This window comes from Gemmiger formicilis (assembly GCF_016900095.1).
Classification (GTDB): Bacteria; Bacillota; Clostridia; order Oscillospirales; family Ruminococcaceae; genus Gemmiger; species Gemmiger formicilis_A.
Genome location: NZ_JACJJP010000012.1, coordinates 68,983 through 86,726, shown reverse-complemented (window position 1 = coordinate 86,726; position 17,744 = coordinate 68,983). Strand labels below are relative to the sequence as shown.

The 17,744-nt window shown below is 58.3% G+C and carries 17 protein-coding genes; 13 read left to right on the top strand and 4 right to left on the bottom strand.

From position 1 onward, the window contains the following. Positions 1-176 precede the first annotated feature (176 nt). The 3 genes from H6B15_RS07645 to larA all read right to left on the bottom strand — a co-directional run bounded on the left by H6B15_RS07645 (position 177) and on the right by larA (position 3,769). Entirely contained in the window at positions 177-1,505 is a 1,329-nt protein-coding gene (locus H6B15_RS07645; RefSeq protein WP_204647407.1) for an aminopeptidase C, read from the bottom strand. Between the two features lie 257 nt (positions 1,506-1,762). Beyond that, entirely contained in the window at positions 1,763-2,473 is a 711-nt protein-coding gene (larD, locus tag H6B15_RS07640) for a D/L-lactic acid transporter LarD (RefSeq protein ID WP_204647406.1), read from the bottom strand. Positions 2,474-2,494: 21 nt separating this feature from the next. Continuing rightward, entirely contained in the window at positions 2,495-3,769 is a 1,275-nt protein-coding gene (larA, locus tag H6B15_RS07635) for a nickel-dependent lactate racemase (RefSeq protein ID WP_204647405.1), read from the bottom strand. 130 nt (positions 3,770-3,899) lie between these two features. Here larA and H6B15_RS07630 point away from each other — a divergent pair, with 130 nt between their 5' ends. The 5 genes from H6B15_RS07630 (at position 3,900) to H6B15_RS07610 (ending at position 9,384) form a co-directional block, all read left to right on the top strand. Continuing rightward, positions 3,900-4,559, top strand: a complete 660-nt coding sequence (locus tag H6B15_RS07630) for a Crp/Fnr family transcriptional regulator (protein ID WP_204647404.1) — start codon at positions 3,900-3,902, stop codon at positions 4,557-4,559. A 253-nt stretch (positions 4,560-4,812) separates the two neighbouring features. Then, positions 4,813-5,679, top strand: a complete 867-nt coding sequence (gene licT / locus H6B15_RS07625) for a BglG family transcription antiterminator LicT (protein ID WP_204647403.1) — start codon at positions 4,813-4,815, stop codon at positions 5,677-5,679. Between the two features lie 171 nt (positions 5,680-5,850). After that, entirely contained in the window at positions 5,851-7,980 is a 2,130-nt protein-coding gene (locus H6B15_RS07620) for a PTS transporter subunit IIABC (RefSeq protein WP_204647402.1), read from the top strand. Positions 7,981-8,065: 85 nt separating this feature from the next. Beyond that, the gene (locus tag H6B15_RS07615; RefSeq protein WP_204647401.1) at positions 8,066-8,284 is read left to right on the top strand and encodes a DUF5808 domain-containing protein; all 219 of its coding nucleotides are present in this window, start codon (positions 8,066-8,068) and stop codon (positions 8,282-8,284) included. 161 nt (positions 8,285-8,445) lie between these two features. Beyond that, a complete protein-coding gene (locus tag H6B15_RS07610; RefSeq protein WP_204647400.1) occupies positions 8,446-9,384 on the top strand; it encodes a serine aminopeptidase domain-containing protein in 939 nt (312 codons plus the stop codon). A gap of 74 nt (positions 9,385-9,458) precedes the next feature. On the opposite strand, the gene H6B15_RS07605 is transcribed toward H6B15_RS07610, so the two are convergent. Beyond that, positions 9,459-10,034, bottom strand: a complete 576-nt coding sequence (locus tag H6B15_RS07605; RefSeq protein ID WP_430661835.1) for a rhomboid family intramembrane serine protease — start codon at positions 10,032-10,034, stop codon at positions 9,459-9,461. A gap of 186 nt (positions 10,035-10,220) precedes the next feature. Here H6B15_RS07605 and H6B15_RS07600 point away from each other — a divergent pair, with 186 nt between their 5' ends. The 8 genes from H6B15_RS07600 (at position 10,221) to rplS (ending at position 17,640) form a co-directional block, all read left to right on the top strand. Next, entirely contained in the window at positions 10,221-10,577 is a 357-nt protein-coding gene (locus H6B15_RS07600; RefSeq protein WP_204647398.1) for a ComEA family DNA-binding protein, read from the top strand. A gap of 16 nt (positions 10,578-10,593) precedes the next feature. Then, entirely contained in the window at positions 10,594-12,789 is a 2,196-nt protein-coding gene (ppk1, locus tag H6B15_RS07595) for a polyphosphate kinase 1 (protein ID WP_204647397.1), read from the top strand. A 45-nt stretch (positions 12,790-12,834) separates the two neighbouring features. After that, entirely contained in the window at positions 12,835-13,215 is a 381-nt protein-coding gene (locus H6B15_RS07590; RefSeq protein ID WP_204647396.1) for an SRPBCC domain-containing protein, read from the top strand. Between the two features lie 140 nt (positions 13,216-13,355). Further along, positions 13,356-14,162, top strand: coding sequence for a M23 family metallopeptidase (locus H6B15_RS07585; RefSeq protein WP_204647395.1), 807 nt, complete (start codon positions 13,356-13,358; stop codon positions 14,160-14,162). Continuing rightward, entirely contained in the window at positions 14,128-14,577 is a 450-nt protein-coding gene (locus H6B15_RS07580) for a M50 family metallopeptidase (RefSeq protein WP_204647394.1), read from the top strand. Before H6B15_RS07585 ends, H6B15_RS07580 begins: the two co-directional genes overlap by 35 nt. Before the next feature lie 70 nt (positions 14,578-14,647). Then, positions 14,648-16,513, top strand: a complete 1,866-nt coding sequence (locus tag H6B15_RS07575; RefSeq protein WP_243424324.1) for a TIGR03960 family B12-binding radical SAM protein — start codon at positions 14,648-14,650, stop codon at positions 16,511-16,513. After that, positions 16,488-17,138 (top strand): TIGR03936 family radical SAM-associated protein, encoded by a 651-nt coding sequence (locus H6B15_RS07570; RefSeq protein WP_207751512.1) that lies wholly within the window; start codon positions 16,488-16,490, stop codon positions 17,136-17,138. Before H6B15_RS07575 ends, H6B15_RS07570 begins: the two co-directional genes overlap by 26 nt. A 160-nt stretch (positions 17,139-17,298) precedes the next feature. Next, complete coding sequence (gene rplS / locus H6B15_RS07565) at positions 17,299-17,640, top strand: 50S ribosomal protein L19 (protein ID WP_204647392.1); 342 nt, start codon at positions 17,299-17,301, stop codon at positions 17,638-17,640. The last annotated feature ends 104 nt before the right edge of the window (positions 17,641-17,744 follow it).

Sequence of the window (17,744 nt, the reverse complement as noted above, 5' to 3'; positions counted from 1 at the left end):
GCCAGACTTTTCGGGGCTCCCTTTAGGGAGCGACCACAGGAGATAGGCCCTTATAGGGCCTGTTCAAACCACCCGTTCAACGGGTGGGTTTGATTTCACCAATACAAACAAATCCGAACCCAATGCCCATCGGGCAGCGGGTCCGGATTTGTTTGTGCCTAATTCAAAAAAATCTTTCAGGCCAGAGAACCCATGGGGTCCCAGGGAGCCAGTTCAATGGGATCGGTGTCCAGCGCTTTTTTCTGCTCTTCGCTCAAAAAGCGGCGGTTCACAACAGCCTGGTACACGAACTCGTCAAACCAGGCGTCGCTGGCCACAAAGTAGCCCTTTCTGCCAACCTCATCGCCCCAGCTGTTCTCGATCTTCCAGCGGTCGGGCTTGCCGTTTTCGTCCAGATTGACCCCGCACAGGACCATGGCGTGGTTCATGGCGCTGTCACGGTAGTCCAGCCGGTCCGCCTTGCTCATGCTCAGGTCAAGGCCGCCCAGCGTCTCGCCGTACAGGAAGCACTGGGGATCCCAGATGCCGTCCTCCCGGCTGCCGAATTTGCCGCAGTCGCTGCCGAACCAGACCGGTTCTCCCGCCTTGAGCTGTGCAATGACCGCCTGCTTCATGTCCGCCATGGGCAGGTTGAAGTGACGGACGGTTCCTTCCACCACATTGCCCAGATATTTGACGGTGTAGGTCCGACCATAGGGTTTGTCACCGGTGGGGGCGTGAATCAGGCTGACGTACTCGTCCAGGGCCAGGCCGATGTACTTGTCGTAGAAGGCTTTCGGTGTCAAATTGCGGTCCACATGGTAGGCGCCGTCCCTGTCGGTATAAGAAAAGTCAAAGCGGTCCACGGGACGTCCGAAGCAGATGCACAGTGCCCGGAACAGTTCTGCCAGCATCTCGTCCTTACGGGCGGCGGTATCACCTCCGGCGGCAGCCAGGGCGCGCAGCTCCACGGCATCCCGGCGCAGCTTGGTGTTGAGCAGCCGCATCAGCTCCTGGGTGTTGCAGGACTGGGCGGTCTCCGGCATGACGCTGGCGGGCACAATGCCGTATTTCTTCACGATGCTCACCATCATATCCCATTGGCCGCCGTCGTTGATGCCGTTGAGCACCCAATCCAGCGTGCGGTCGGCCACCGGCAGATCAGCGCAGTCCAGCACGCTTTCCAGGAAGAAGTTCATCTTTTCCAGCTTGTCCCAGAAGCCCAGCCAGTTGCCGGACAGCTCAAACTTTTCCAGGTTGCATTTTTCGGCCACGATTTCGCGCATTACGTTCATGGAAGCGAACAGCCAGCAGCGACCACTCTTCTTCTGCATGGTGATTCCGCGGGTTTTCACCTCGATGGAAAAGGTGTTTTCCAGCTTGGCGGCGGCCATAGGGTCCAGCGCCAGCTTGCTCAGGGGATTGTGGCAGGCGGCAGCCGTCAGAACACGGGCTGATTGATCGGCGTCGTAGCTTGCCTTAAAGGATGCAATCATGTCCGGTGTAATGGGTCTTGCATGTTTCATCTTCGGTACCTCGCAAATTTTACTTCCTTTGCCGGCACAATTTTTTCGGGGCGGCGGATGTCGGCAGAATCTGTGCCGTCCTTTACGGCTTTTCCGGATCAGGAAAAAGCCTATCTTTTGTTATGGTACGCCTCCTTGGGAAAGTTGTCAATTTTTCCCGAAAGGGAGACGCAGCGACGAGAGCAGCAAACAACAAAAGCCGCTGCCGCAGGAGGATACATAGCGGCAGCAGCTTTTGGTTGGGGACATCTGTTTACTTACATGCCCAGATAGAATCTGCAGAACAAAGCGGCGATGACGGCGCCCACAAACGGAGCGGTACCGGGAACCAGCAGACCGTACTGCCAGTCGTTGTCGGCTTTGTTGCGGATGGGAAGAATCTGATAGGCAAGACGCGGCCCCAGGTCACGGGCCTGGTTCATGGCGAACCCGGTGGTGCCGCCGAAGCCCATGCCCACGGCCCAGACCAGCAGGCCGACCCCAATGGGAAGCCAGGCTTCGTAGTTTTTGGCAATGCACAGGATGGCCGTCAGGAACACCGAAGTGGCAAAGGCTTCCACAAAATAGTTGCGGGGCAGATCGCGCATGGGCGGGTTGGTGGAAAAGATGTTGCGCACCGCAATGGGATCCACCTCATCGGCGCTGGCGCGGAACTGATCGGCATACATCACGTAGCAGATCAGGGCACCCACAAAGGCGCCGGCCATTTCGGCAATGGCATAGGGGATAAAGCTGCTCCAGGGAATCATGCCCAGAATCGCCTGGGCCAGAGCCATGGCGGGGTTCAGGCACACGCCGCCGAAGATCATCAGCACCACCGAAATGCCGAAACCCCAGGTGGTGATGGCGAACAGATGGCCGGAACCGCGGTATTTGCTGTTTTTCAGAACCTCGTCACAGTGCACGCCCACGCCAAATACGATCATGAGCCCGGTGCCGAGAAATTCAGCCAGAATGTTGTGAAGCATGTTTTTCCTCCTGCAAACGAGTTATTGGACCACGACCGAGAGCCCGTCCGGGATCACGGTTACCTTGGCGTTGCTGCCCATGCGCAGCAGGGCACAGGCCAGGGCATCGTCTGCGGTGGGGGCCAGTTCCAGATGCAGCTTGGCGGCGATCTTCGGGTCAAGCAGATCGGATACCAGAATTACATGGTATTTGACCAGAATGCGGGCCAGAATCTGGCTGGTCCACTGTTCGGGCACCGTTTCCAGACGGGGCGTGAGCTCCGCCTGCCGCAAAAAGGCTTCCGGAGATTCGGCCTGGGCAATGTTGTCGAAGAACGCCTGGCCGCCGTGGCCGTCACGGCATCCGGCCACCATGATGATGATGCCGCCTTCCCGCACGGTGGCTTCGGCAGCGGTCATGCCCTTGACAGCCTGGTACACATTCTGATCCAGGGGATACCCGCCGTTGGTGGTCACCGCAATGTCGCAGGGGATCTTGTCCACATGGGCCAGGTCCTTGACAAAGTTGCAGCCGGCCAGATGAGCCTTTTCCATGTCACCGGCAAAGGAACCGATGATCTGCTTGTCTTCGTTCAGGACCACATTCACGATAAAGGCCAGCTTGGCGGCGCGGGCGGCAAAGACCATGTCGGCATGAATACGGTTGTTGGCCAGGTTGCCGGTGCGGCACTGGGGCGAGGCAATGAATTCACCGCAATGGTTGGCCTGGATGGTCTTGTAGCTGGCAATGCCGGGCAGAACAGCCTTGCGCCCGCCGGAGAAACCGGCAAAGAAGTGCGCCTCGATAAAGCCTTCCGCCAGCAGCAGGTCGGCTTCGGCAGCCACACGATTGATCAGGCAGTGGCCGCCGCTGGGCAGAACGCCGATGTCCACCATGGCCGCGTCGTCCCGGGCGTCATGCATGACGATTTCCTCGTGATCCACAATCTCCTGCCCGTATTTGGCAATGAGCTCTTCCCGGGTGGAAGCACGATGGAAGCCGGTGGCTACCAGAATGCGGATGCGGGCATTGGGGGCCACACTGCGCAGGCGGCGCAGCAGAATCGGGGTGATGATGGCCGAAGGCACCGGGCGGGTGTGGTCGGAACTGATGATCACGATGTTCTTTTTGCCCAGAGCCATATCTTCCAGGCGGGGAGAGCCGATGGGATGATCCAGGGACTCCTCCACCAGTTCGGCGCCGGATTTTTCGGCATGATAGGCTGCCTGGCGGGAAACCAACACGCCGGCCAGGTTTCCTTCGGGAACATGGAGCGTTTGCGTCCCCGTATCATAAGGCAGACTGATCTCTTTCATGTAGCACACTTCCTTCTGAAATTGTGGTTTGTTTTGGAAAACTTCCCAAGTTTAGCACGTTCCCTGTAGACAAACTACCTCAAAAGATGGTATCATTTGTTACAGTATGGGAAGAAAGGAGCCTGGTCGGATGGACAGCAATGCCTACCTGCTGCATCGCCTGGAAAGTTGGGGTTATACCCTGGAAGAACGTCCCCGCCACACCTATCTGGCGTACTGCGGTCTGGACCAGCCGTTTACCTATGTGCTGGCCCACGGGGTGGTCAAAACCAGTATTATCCTGAAAAGCGGGAAAGAATTCAATATTGCCTACCTGAAAGGCCCGTCCATCATCTCGCTGCTGCGAGATGAGGTATCGGCGTTCACCAGCGCGCCGTTCAACATCCGGGTGGAAAGCGAACGGGCTTCCTTTTATAAGGTGCCACGGGTGGAGCTGTGGCAGAATATCAACGGCGATTCCGGATTACAGCAGTATGTGAAGGAGTACTATCGGCAGCGCTGGAGCGAGAGTATCCGCAGCCAGCAGCTGATGGCCATGAACAGCAAAAAGGGCGTTGTGTGCGGATTTTTGCTGAACCTGGCCCAGAAATTCGGCCGCACAGTGTCCAATGGGGTTATGATCGACCTGGTCATTCCCTACGAGGATATCGCCGGTTTCTGCGGCATTTCCACCCGCAACAGCGTCAACCGGATCATCACCGAATTGCGCCGGGACGGTTTGCTGGAACTCCGCAACCGACATTTCGTCATTCCCTCTCTGGAGGGGCTGCGGGAACAGATTGCAGAATAGGTTTCGCAATCTGTCACAAAAGTTCTATATAAATTTGGGCAGGCTACCAAAAAAGCAGGGGACAGGGGTGGGCTCTGTTGACTTTTTGTCAAACCCGTGGTATTTTGTGAATGTGAAATTGATCGCCTTGCCTTTGCGGCACGGCTTGGTTGGATTGTTACCGGTCATGCGGGCTAGACCAACTCTGTCCCAAAACCCTGCTGTGGGCTTTGTGCGATGGGGCTGGTATTTTTTTTGCAAAGGAGGCACGGGGTTGCGCATCAAGAAGGTCATCAACAACAATATTCTGTGCGTGATCGATGAAAAGGGTGCCGAGATGATCGTGACCGGGCGCGGCATCGGGTTTGGGCGCAAGATCGGGCAATTTGTGGATCCGGCGCAGGTGGAAAAAACCTACCGCATGGAAGACAAAGCGGAGCAGCGCCGCCTTCGGGAGCTGGTGGAACAGATTCCTTTGGACCATCTGCGCCTGACCGAAGAGATGATTGCCGAGATCAAGGCCACCATCCCGCAGCCTCTCAATGAATCCTTGTTGATCACCCTGGCGGACCATATCAGTTTTGCCATCCAGCGCAAGCAGCAGGGCATTGAATTCAAAAATCCGCTGGCGGGCAGCATTCTGTGCTATTATCCCACCGAACACCAGCTGGGACGCCGATGTCTGGCCCTGGTGAAGGAACACTGCGGTGTGGAACTGAATGAGGACGAAGCCGCCTTCATTGCTTTGCACATCGTCAACGCCGAACTCAACACCGACATGAGCGAGATGTACGACATCACTCGCTTCATCGATGGCGCCGTGGAGGTCGTGGAATATTTTTATTCCGACCGCCAACCCTTTGACCGGGAATCTCTGGAATTCAGCCGTTTTGTGGTGCACCTGCGTTATTTTGCCCAGCGCTTGTTTCAGGACAAACTCATGCCGGACAGCAACGACGAGAGTGACCGCATGTTTCGTGCTCTCATCGCCCGCAATTGCAAGCAGCATTATAAATGTGCCTGTTGTGTGGGAGAATATGTGGAGAAGACCTGGCACAAAAAGCTTTCGGAAGAAGAACTGATTTATCTGACCATCCATCTCAAGCGCATTGCGGGGGATACCCGCGAACCGGTGCGCTGAAACAATCGAATAACGGGTCGTCCATTCCGGGCGACGCGGGGTAGTTACCGCTTCTTGGTTTAGGCGGGCTAGACCTGTATGAACCGAGTGGGGGAGAGCTGCGCGGTTTGTATAGGTCTTTTTTATACATTGTCCGTAATCACCCATTGTCTGATGTAAGGAGGAAACCTGATGAAAGACAAAATTTTCGGTGTTCTGCAGCGCATCGGCCGCTCGTTTATGCTGCCCATTGCCCTGCTGCCGGTAGCCGGCCTTCTGCTGGGCATCGGCAGTTCGTTCACCAACGAAACCATGCTGGAAGCCTATGGCCTGACCGGCTTCATTCACCCCGGCACCGTCGTGTATACCATTCTGGACATCATGAACCAGTGCGGCAGTGCGGTGTTCAACAACCTGGCCCTGCTGTTTGCCATGGGCGTGGCCATTGGTATGGCCAAGAAGGAAAAGGAAGTGGCCGCCCTGTCCGGCGCCATTGCCTACCTGGTCATGAACACCGCCATCAGCGCCATGATCAACGCCAACGGCGGTGTGGAAGCCATGGAGGCCAACTCCACGGCATCCGTACTGGGTATCACCACCCTGCAGATGGGCGTGTTCGGCGGCATTATCGTCGGCCTGGGCGTGGCAGCGCTGCACAATCGCTTCTACCGCATCCAGCTGCCCCAGGTGCTGTCCTTCTTCGGCGGTACCCGCTTTGTGCCCATCGTCTGTACGGCTGTTTATCTGATTGTGGGCATTGTCATGTTCTATGCCTGGCCGGTGGTACAGCACGGCATCTCTTTGCTGGGCAACCTGGTTATCAGCTCCGGCTATGTGGGCACCTGGATCTACGGCCTGATTGAACGTGTCCTGATTCCCTTCGGCCTGCACCATGTGTTCTATATTCCCTTCTGGCAGACCGCTGTGGGCGGCACGGCCGTCATCGACGGTGTGACCGTGCAGGGCGCCCAGAATATCTTCTTTGCGGAACTGGCCTCCAAGTCCACCACCGAATTCTCGGTGGAAGCCACCCGCTTTATGGCCGGCAAATTCCCGCTGATGATCTTCGGCCTGCCCGGTGCTGCCTTGGCCATGTACCGCACCGCCCGCCCTGCCAAGCGCAAGGTGGTTTCCGGTCTGCTTCTCTCCGCAGCCCTGACCTCCATGCTCACCGGTATCACCGAACCCCTGGAATTCACCTTCCTGTTTGTGGCACCCGCCATGTATGCGGTGCACTGCGTCTATGCCGGCCTGTCCTATATGCTCATGCACATCCTGAACGTGGGCGTCGGCATGACCTTCTCCGGCGGTCTCATTGACCTGACTCTGTTCGGCATCATGCAGGGCAACGACAAGACCCACTGGATCTGGATACCCATTGTGGGTGTGTTCTACTTTGTCCTGTATTATTTCACCTTCAGCTTCATGATCCGCAAGATGAACCTGAAGACCCCCGGCCGTGAAGACGACAACGAAGAACCCAAGCTGTACACCCGCACCGACTTCAAGGAAAAGACCGGTGTCGGCCCCGACGGTGCCCCCCGCAAGGGCGGCGATACCGTCTCGGCCCTGATCCTCAACGGTCTGGGCGGCAAGGCCAACGTTTCCGACGTGGACTGCTGTGCTACCCGTCTTCGCGTGACTGTGGTGGATGCCGGTAAGGTACAGGATGCGCTGCTGCGTCAGAGCGGTGCTTCCGGTGTGGTGCACAAGGGCAACGGTATCCAGGTCATCTATGGACCGCAGGTCTCTGTGATCAAGTCCAACCTGGTAGAGTATATGGAAAGCCCCGAAGCCGACCAGCCCATGACCGTGGAAGCTCCCCAGGCGCCGCAGCCTGCTCCCGCCGCTCCCGCTCCCGCCGCCGTCAAGGCTGAGACCCTGGGCGCGCACATGAGCGGTGAAGTCATTCCCATGGAGGAAGTGAAGGATGAAGCCTTTGCTTCCTGCGCCTTGGGCCAGGGCGTGGCTGTGGAGCCTTCCGAGGGCAAGCTGTATGCCCCGGCGGATGCTACCGTGGATAACCTCTTCGACACCCACCATGCCATCGGTCTGGTGACCGAAACCGGCGCCGAACTGCTGCTGCACATCGGCATCGATACCGTCAAACTGGGCGGTAAGTATTTCACCCCCCACGTCAAGGTGGACCAGAAGGTCAAGAAGGGCGACCTGCTCATCAGCTTTGATATGGACGCCATCAAGGCGGAAGGTTACCTGTGCACCACGCCCATGATCGTCTGCAACACCGACGATTACAACGCCGTCAAGCCTCTGGCCGAAGGCTCCGTCAAGGCCGGACAGGACCTGCTGCGGGTGGAATAATCCTCCCACGGTTGCCGTTCTTCAAGCGATGTGGTATGCTTTTCTCAAAAGGAAGAGGCTGCCCGTTTCTGAGGAGGGATGCCCTGTGGCCAAACGAAAATGGACCCGTCAGGAAGTGGAAGACTGGCGCAAGGAGCACAACAGCTGGTTTTACTGCAACAAGGAGGATGCCAACATCTTTGTGCGCAAACGCTGCTACGGCATCAACTGGGCGTTTAATCTGGGTAACCCCCTTTCCTGGGTGATTATGGCGGCGTTTGCCGGTGTGATCCTTCTTGTGGCAATTTCGCAGATGTTCCTGTAACGGCAGATACAACGGCAGGCAGTACGCCTCAATCGGGGTGGTACGGCCTGCCGTTTTGCTTGCCCGCCGCAGGGGAGCAATCCGGCGGTTGACGCGCCGTGTCCGGCGGGGTATGCTATACAATAGACACACAAAACAAACGCAGAACGGGGGAGACAACCATGGCGATCAAAACCGAAAAGACCTATCTTTCCCACGACGGAAAGACCACCGTCCACGCCCTGTGCTGGGCCCCGGAAACGGGAACTCCTTTGGCGGTGCTGCAGATTTCCCACGGTATGGTGGAGTTCATCGACCGGTATGACGCCTTTGCCGCTTTTATGACCGGCCAGGGCTTTGTGGTGGTGGGCAACGACCACCTGGGCCACGGCGCCTCGGTTCTGTCCCGGCAGGATTGGGGCTATTTCACCGAAGGCGATGGCTCCGAAATTCTGGTGGAGGACCTGCACTGCCTGCGCACCATGGTGCAAAAGGAGTACCCCGGCCTGCCGTATTTTATGCTGGGGCACAGCATGGGCTCCTTTATCCTGCGCCGGTATCTGATGCTGCACGGCGAAGGTCTGGCGGGGGCTGTTGTGTCCGGAACGGCCTACAAGCAAAAGCCTCTGGCCGATATTTTCCTGGCGGTCTGCCGGGTATTGGCGGCGCTGCACGGATGGAAATACCACAGTGCGGTAGCCGCGGCACTCTTTTTCTCCGGTTCCTTCCACAAATTTGATATGGACGGCTCCCATCCCGAAAACAGCTGGCTGACCTGCGACGAGGAGATCGTGCGGCGGTATTACGGGGAGCCGCGCTGTACCTTCCCCTTCACGGTCAGCGGGTATTACACCATTACCAGACTACTGAAAACCATCCAGAACCCGGCGGAGATCGCAAAGACACCCCGGGACCTGCCGATTCTGTTTGTTGCCGGGGCGCAGGACCCGGTGGGGGCGTTCGGCGCCGGTGTGCGCAAGGTGGCCCGGATGTACCGTGACGCCGGCCACGAAAACCAGAAACTGGTGCTGTACCCTAAAGCCCGGCACGAAGTGCTGAACGAGGTGGACCGTGCCGACTACTGGCAGGATATTCTTGCATGGTGCCGGGACCTTGTATAAATCCGGAAAACCTTTCCCAGACAAAAAAATGGGGCGGCACACGGAATTCCGTGTGCCGCCCCGTTTTGGGTTGATCACCGTCGGCGCACGCTGAACCCGAAGATGGTTCCGCATACACCGCCCACAATATGCATAAAGTTGGCAACGTTGTCCTGCACAAACAGGATGTCGTATATCTGCTGACCCAGGTACAACCCGGCTACCAGCAGCAAGGTCAGGGGAATGGCGCCGCCGCGGGTGCCCGCCAGGCTGGAAAGCATGATCAGCATGAACACCACACCGGACGCCCCCAGAAGAGCCGAACCGGGGAAAAGCACGCATTGCAGAATGCCGGATACCAAGGCCGTGAAGGCGACCCCCAGCAAAAGGGTGCGGCTGCCGTACTTTTCTTCCAGGGGCGGCCCCACCACCAACAGCAGCAACATGTTGTTGATAAAGTGGGACCAGTTGGCATGGCCAAGCACATGGCAGAACAGCCGCACATAGAAAAGGGGATCGGTGACGGAAGAACGGTATACGCTGAACAGGTGGGAGGTGGTCCACCCGTCGGTGACGCGGCCCAGAATCAAAGCCAGCAGGGAAAGAAAGAAGAGGGATAGGGTCACCGGGGCGTTGTATTGGAAACTGATGGTGCGTCGCTTCAAGAACAGTTCCTCCTCACATTGGTAAAAGGTGAATCCTATTATATCGCACCGGGGCGAAAAAGCAAAGAAGGAAAAACGAAAAGGTCTTTGTAAAATCCCCGAAAAATCTTTTGTTTCGGGATGAAAATGCACACAAAGCATGCTATAATGACAACATAGTGGCAGTCTGCCGCCGAAAGGTCGGTGTCGGAAATGCGGCAAGCAACACGGCGGGATGCCGCACTGCTGGCCGGTATCACGCTTGCGGGAATGCTGGTCATTGTGTGGGGCGCCTGTTTTCTGATTGCGCCGGTCTGGCAGCCCGGATACGGTGCGGCGGTTCCGCAGACGGCTTCGGCATCCCGGCCGCTGATCAACCCTAACACGGCGGATGTGCAAACTCTGCTGGAACTGCCCGGAGTAGGGCAGAAAAAGGCGGAAGCGATTGTGGCATACCGTGAGGAGAACGGCCCGTTTCTTTCCCTGCAGGAGCTGACCCGGGTGCCGGGCATCTCACAGCAGATGGTGGACAGCTGGGCGGAATATATGACTCTGGACCCCGAATTTTGAGAAGGAGGGCGTTGTTTTGGATACGACCGAAAGCATCTTTATCAATCGTGAGCTGAGCTGGTTGGATTTCGACAGCCGCGTGCTGGCTCTGGCCAAGGAAAAGAGCGTACCCCTGGGGGAACGCATCAAGTTTGCGGCCATTTTCGGCAGCAACATGGATGAGTTCTTTATGGTGCGTGTGGGTTCCCTGTATGACCAGACGCTGCTCAAGAACAACAAGCTGGATATTGTCACCCACATGACGGCGTCAGAGCAGATTGCCGCCATCACCCCCCGAGTGGCTGAATTGCAGGCCAAGTGCGACAAGTACTGGCAGCATCTGGTCAGCGCCCTGGCGGACAACGGCTACAAAAAGCTGGACTTCAACAAGCTGGACAAACAGCAGGAACATTTCTGGAAGTCTTATTTCCAGCGGGAAATCTTCCCCATCCTCAGCCCGCAGATCGTGGACCAGCGGCATCCGTTCCCCTTCCTGCGCAACAAGGAAATCTACTTCATCGTGCAGCTGTACACCAAAGCGGACGGTGTGCACTACGGCATCATCCCCATCAGCAACCAGTTTGAACGGGTTCTGTATCTCAAGGACGGAAATACCACCTACTTTGCCTTTGTGGAAGAGCTGATTGCCCATTATGCCTCCGCCATCTTCCGCAAAAATGCGGTGCAGAAATCCTGCCTTTTCCGGGTGACCCGCAACGCTGATATCACGGTGGACGAAGGCATGATGGACCATGACATCGACTTCCGCGACGTGATGAGCGAACTGCTGAAAAAGCGCCGCAAGCTGGCCGCCGTCCGCCTGCAGTTCTGGCCGGAAGGCCCTCAGGACATCGTCAAGTTCCTGCGGGATAAGCTGGTGGTCCCGGCGGACCGCTGCTATGTGCAGACTTCGCCCCTGGACTCCGGCTGCCTGTTCCGGCTGGCCGGCCGGCTCTCCGCCGACGGCAACGCCCCGCTGTTCTATCCGCCGGCCCGCCCCATCCAGGCCCCCGCCGGGTATGACCTGTATAAAGAGGCCCACGAGCACGATGTGCTCATTGCGTATCCTTACCAGAGCATCCGCCCCTTCATCCGCATGCTGCTCAAGGCCGGCGCGGACCCCAATGTGGTCTCCATCAAGATGACCCTGTACCGCATGGCCAGCGATTCCCAGATTGTGCAGGCCCTGATTGCCGCCGCTGAAAACGGCAAGGAAGTGGTGGCCATGGTGGAACTGCGTGCCCGCTTTGATGAGCAGAACAACATCGACTGGTCCAAGCAGCTTGAGGAAGCCGGCTGCACCGTCTTCTACGGGTTCGACGATTACAAGGTCCATTCCAAGCTGACCCTGATCACCAGCAAGGTGGACGGCAAATACCATTACCTGACCCAGATCGGCACCGGCAACTACAACGAAAAGACCAGCGAGCAGTATACCGACCTGTCCTTCATCACCTCCCGCCAGGAAATCGGCGAGGAAGCCAGCGCCGTGTTCAACAACATGGCCCTGCAGCGCCTGACCAGCGAGGCCGACACCATGCTGGTAGCGCCGCTGCGGTTCAAGAGCGTTCTGCTGGCCGAGATGGATAAGCAGATTGCCCGTGCCCACCGGGGCGAGCGTGCCTCCATGATTCTGAAGAACAACTCCATCAACGACCCGCAGATCATCGAAAAGATCAGCGAAGCCAGCTGTGCGGGGGTGCGGGTGGACATGATCGTCCGCGGTATCTGCTGCGTGCGGGCCGGTGTGCCTGGCAAGACCGAGAACGTGCACATCCGCAGCATCGTCGGCCGGTATCTGGAGCATTCCCGCATTTATTGCTTCGGCGACGGGGAGGATATGCATATCTATATCGCCTCCGGTGACTTCCTCACCCGCAACACCGAACGCCGGGTGGAAGTGGGCGTCCGCGTGGACGACCGGCGCATTGCCCGCCAGCTGCGGGGCATTCTGGACCTGCAGCTGCGGGATACCGTCAACGCCCGGGTCATGCAGCCGGACGGCAGCTATACCAAGGTCAAGCCCGCCGAGGGTGAACCGCCGGTGGACAGCCAGATGGCTATGTATGGGTATTTCCAGCACGCCTTTGAACGCCTGGATCCCCCGGAACAGACGCCGGTGCGCAAACCGGTTTCGGCGGTTACGGCGCCTCGTCCCCATCCGCAGGTCCGGCGGGACAGTGCCCGCTTCCGCGGCCTGTTCGAAAGTCTGCGCGGACTGGGCAAAAAATAAGCAAAACTGATTGGTATCAGGAAAAATAAAGGGGAGAAACTCAACATGAAAACCTGCGTTGTTACCGCCAGCTACAACTGCCCGCCCGCCAAGGTGTGGCTGTATCTCACCAATCCCAATCTGAACCACTGGCGTACCGATCTGAATGAGGCGGAAATTGACCCCGACGGCGCGCACATGAAGGAAAAGAACAAGGACGGCAGCGTGACCGAAATCCAGATTCTGGAGTCGGAAAAGCCCCGCCGCCTGCGCTGCACCTTCACCCGTGGTCGGATCCACGGTTCCTTCACCGCCATTCTGTTGGGCGGCGGCGACGCCACCAGCCTGGAGTGCACCATGGAAGTGGAAGGCATGGGCTTGTTCGCCAAGCCCCGCAAGGGTCTGGAAGAACGTCTGGACATGCTGCACCAGGCTCTGGGAGACTGAAAAACATCCTGTAGAAATCAGCCCGGCATCCCGCGGTCAGCGCGGTTGTGTGCCGGGCTTTTTTGTATATCGGCCCACCTTTGTGCATACCTTTTGGGTATGGGCTGCCGTGGGGCAGCCGGATCGCGGGAGGTGGGACCATGTGGGAAGATGCAACCCCGAAACCGACGCCGGAAACACCGAAACCGGCGCAAGCCAAAAAGAGGGAACAGGGAGACTTTGTTTTGCTGGTACAGGTTTTGCTGTGCCTGGTCATCGGCGGCCTGGTTTATACGGCCAGGTTCATGGGGTGGCCCCTGTACCGGCAGTTCCGCACCGACTACGCCGCCGCCATGCAGATGCCCGGCCCGGCGGTGTTTGCCGAGGACCGGGGATTTCTCAAGTTCACCCAACAGGCCTGCCGGGACCTGTGGCAGTCGGCACAGGAGGTGATGGCGGAGCTGAAAAACGCTGCTCCATCCACGGCCGAGACCGCCCGCCCTGTCCATGCGGCCAATAAGGCTGCTCCCTACGGCAGCAGCAACGAAGCCTATCAGCCGCCCTTCTCGCTGATCTTTCCGCTGCCGGGTACTGGCAGTACCGAAACATCCGGCTACGGCTGGCGGATCAACCCCGTCACCGGGGAAGGGGAGGAGTTCCACACAGGCAACGATCTTGCCGCTGCCGAAGGCACGCCGGTGCTGGCGGCGGCAGACGGTGTCGTGCGGGTGGCGGGGGCCCACGCCAGCTACGGCAACTACATCCGCCTTTTACATGAAAACGGGGACGAAACCCTGTACGCCCATATGCAGTATCTGTATGTGCGCCCGGGGCAGAGCGTAAAGGCAGGACAGGTGATCGGAGCGTCCGGGCAGACGGGCAATGTCACCGGCCCGCATCTGCATTTTGAACTGTTGCATGAGGGAATCCGCTATGACCCCACCCAGGCCCTGGAAAACGCCGCATGATGCGCCGGTGCGCCTGCGCGCTCCGCTGGTGACCTTGTTTCTGCTGGCGTTGTCTCTTTTGTATGATCATATGGGGGTGCTGCGCTGGGGACTTCTGTGCGCTGCTTTGCACGAGGCCGGCCACCTGATTGCCTGGGCGATTCTGGTACGGCAATGCCCACGACTGGAAATCTCGCCCACCGGCATCTGCCTGTGCATGCGGGGGGTGGCACTGCCGCCTGCCCGGGAACGGTTGCTGGCAGCGGCGGGGCCGCTGACCAACTTTTTGCTGTGCGCCGCCGGGGTGGCCTTCATGGAGTGGCAGGGCTACAGTTACAGCGGATACTGGTTTGTATCGGCCAATCTTCTGCTGGGAACCTTCAACCTGCTGCCGCTGCCCGGGCTGGACGGAGCCCGGATCTTTTCCTTTGTGTGAATCCATTTGCATTTGACGGGACAATCGGGTACAATAGCAGATGTAAAAAATCATGGAAGGATGGGACACTATGACAGAGTTCTCCCACCAGCTGAAAGAAGCGCTCAGCCTGGTCCAGAAGCCGGGCCGGTATACCGGCGGCGAACCGGGCTGCACCTATAAGGATAAAAGCAAGGTCGATGTTCGCATGGCCTTCTGCTTCCCGGACACCTATGAAGTGGGCATGTCTTTTCTGGGCGAAAAGATCTTGTATGAGCTGCTCAACCGCCACGAAAACTGGTGGTGCGAGCGTGCCTTCATGCCCTGGGTGGATATGAAGGAGCAGATGGAGCGGCTGAACATCCCTCTCTACTGCCTGGAAAGCAAGGATCCCCTTTCCGACTTTGACATCGTCGGCTTCACCCTGGAATACGAGCTTTGCTACACCAACATCCTGGCCATGCTGCGCATGTCCGGCATCCCCCTGCGCGCCGCCGACCGGGACGAAAGCTGGCCGCTGGTGATTGCGGGCGGCCCCTGCGTGTGCAACGCCGAGCCCATGGCGGATTTCTTTGATATCATGCAGCTGGGCGAAGGGGAACAGATGCTGCAGGACGTGTGCGCCGCCGTGGAGTACGCCAAGAAAAACGGCCTGAACAAGGAACAGCTGCTGTTGAACCTGGCCAAGATTCCCGGCGTGTATGTGCCCTCCTTCTACGACGTGACCTATGAGGAGGACGGCCGCATCCGCTCCATCAAACCCAACCGTCCGGGTGTGCCGGAAAAGGTGACCAAGGCCATTGTCAAGGACATGGACTCCTTCCCGCCGCCGGAAAACTTCGTGGTGCCCATCGTGGGCGCCATCCAGGACCGGGCCAGCGTGGAAGTGCTGCGCGGCTGTGTGCGCGGCTGCCGGTTCTGCCAGGCCGGGCAGATCTACCGGCCTTTCCGGGAGCGTTCCCCCAAGCTCATCAGCGACTGCGCCCGGATTCTCTGCCGCAACACCGGCTACGATGAGCTGAGTCTGACCAGCCTTTCCACCTCCGACCATTCCCGGCTGGAGGAAATTCTGGACAACCTGAATTCCTGGGCCGAGGCCGACCACGTCAGTCTGTCCCTGCCGTCCCTGCGGGTGGACAACTTCTCCGAATCCCTGGTGGAAAAGACCACCCGGGTGCGCAAGAGTGGTCTGACCTTTGCGGCGGAAGCGGGCACCCAGCGTCTGCGGGATGTCATCAACAAGAACGTGACCTGGGACCAGATTGAGCGGGGCTGCCGCATCGCTTTCAGCGAAGGCTACACCTCGGTCAAGCTGTACTTCATGATGGGCCTGCCCACCGAAACCATGGAGGACATCAAGGGCATTGCGGACACCGCCCAGCAGGTGGTGGACCTGTTCTACAAGATTCCCGACCGGCCGAAGGGCAAGGGAGTGCAGGTGACCATCAGCGTGGCCTGCTTTGTGCCCAAGCCGGACACTCCCTTCCAGTTCTGCGCCCAGGATACCCGGGAACAGCTTCGGGAAAAGCAGAAGTACCTGCTCAGCTGTGTGCACTCCCGCAAGATCAAGGTCAACTACCACGACAGCGCCACCAGCGTACTGGAAGGCATCTTTGCCAAGGGGGACCGCCGCCTGGGCAGGGTCATCGAGACCGCCTTCAACCACGGTGCCTTCTTTGACACCTGGGAAGAATACTTTGACTACGACCGCTGGCTGCAGGCCTTTGCCGAATGCGGGATCGACCCGGATTTCTACAACTACCGCACCCTGGCCCTGGATGAGGTGACTCCCTGGTCCCATCTGGATGTAGGGGTCAGCCAGGCGTTCCTGGCCCGGGAGTACCAGAAGGCGCTGCGCGCCGAAACCACTCAACCCTGCAACCGCCAGTGCAGCGGCTGCGGGGCCAATAAACTGCTGGGAGGGCCGTGCTTTGCTTACAATCAGGATCAGCTTTGAAAAACGGGCCGAGGCCGCCTACATCTCGCTGCTGGATCTGCAGCGGGTATTCCAGCGCATCCTCAAGCGCAGCGGTTTGCCGGTGTATTACACGCAAGGGTTCAACCCTCATATCTATCTTTCCTTTGCCAGCCCGCTTTCGCTGGGGCAGGAAAGTCTGTGTGAAAGCTGCGAGGTCAAGACCGCCGAGGAAAAATCCGACCTGAGTGCCTGGAAAGAAACCCTCCAGCCCTTCATGCCCCGGGGCATCGTCATCCGTTCGGTGGCGCCCGCCAGGGAAAAGAGCAGCGAGATCGGTTTTGCCGATTACACCATCACCCTGCCTCTTTCGGCGGAGGACGCCCTCATTGCCTACAATGAGAGTGAAACCGCCATGGTGAGCAAAAAGACCAAGCGGGGCAGCCATGAGGTGGATCTGAAAACCTATATCCCGCAGCTCGATTACCAAAAGGAAGGGGACAGCCTGTCCTTCTCGGTGCGCATGCCCTGCGCCTCCGGCGAAGGGGTCAACCTGAACCCGTCCCTGTTGCTTGCCCACCTGCAGCAGACCCACGCCATCCCGCCTTGGCAGTGCGAGGTACTCCGCACGCAGCTTTATACAAAAAATGGCTATGTTTTTTGTTGATTTGCCAAAATAAGGCTTGCAAAAAACGCGTTGGTATGGTATGATATTCGAGCGTTAGTACGCCGGGCCACCGGCGAGGTAATGACAAATCATTATACAGGCGGTCCTCTGCCCGCTTTTTTTGAGGCATGAACGTCGGAAAACATGGAGGAATTGATCAATGGACGCAATGAAGAAATTGACCGAGGGCATGATCAAAGAGAACCGCCCGCAGTTCGAAGTCGGCGACACCGTCCGCGTGTCTGTCCGTATCAAGGAAGGCGACAAGGAGCGTATCCAGGCCTTTGAAGGCACTGTCATCGCCAAGAAGCACGGCGGCATCGCCGAGACCTTCACCGTCCGCCGCACTTCCTACGGCGTCGGCGTTGAGCGTGTGTTCCCTGTGAACAGCCCCTTTGTTGAAAAGGTGGAAGTTGTCCGCCGCGGCAAGGTCCGTCGTGCCAAGCTGTTCTATCTGCGCAGCCGCACCGGCAAGGCCGCCAAGGTCAAGGCGCGTATCTGAGAAATTCGCAAAATCCGGCTGCCCTGGGGCAGCCGCGAAGGGGGAGGACGGTTGGCGTTCTCCCTTTTTGCGTTTCTTATACATCTGTATTTTGGGAAAGTCGG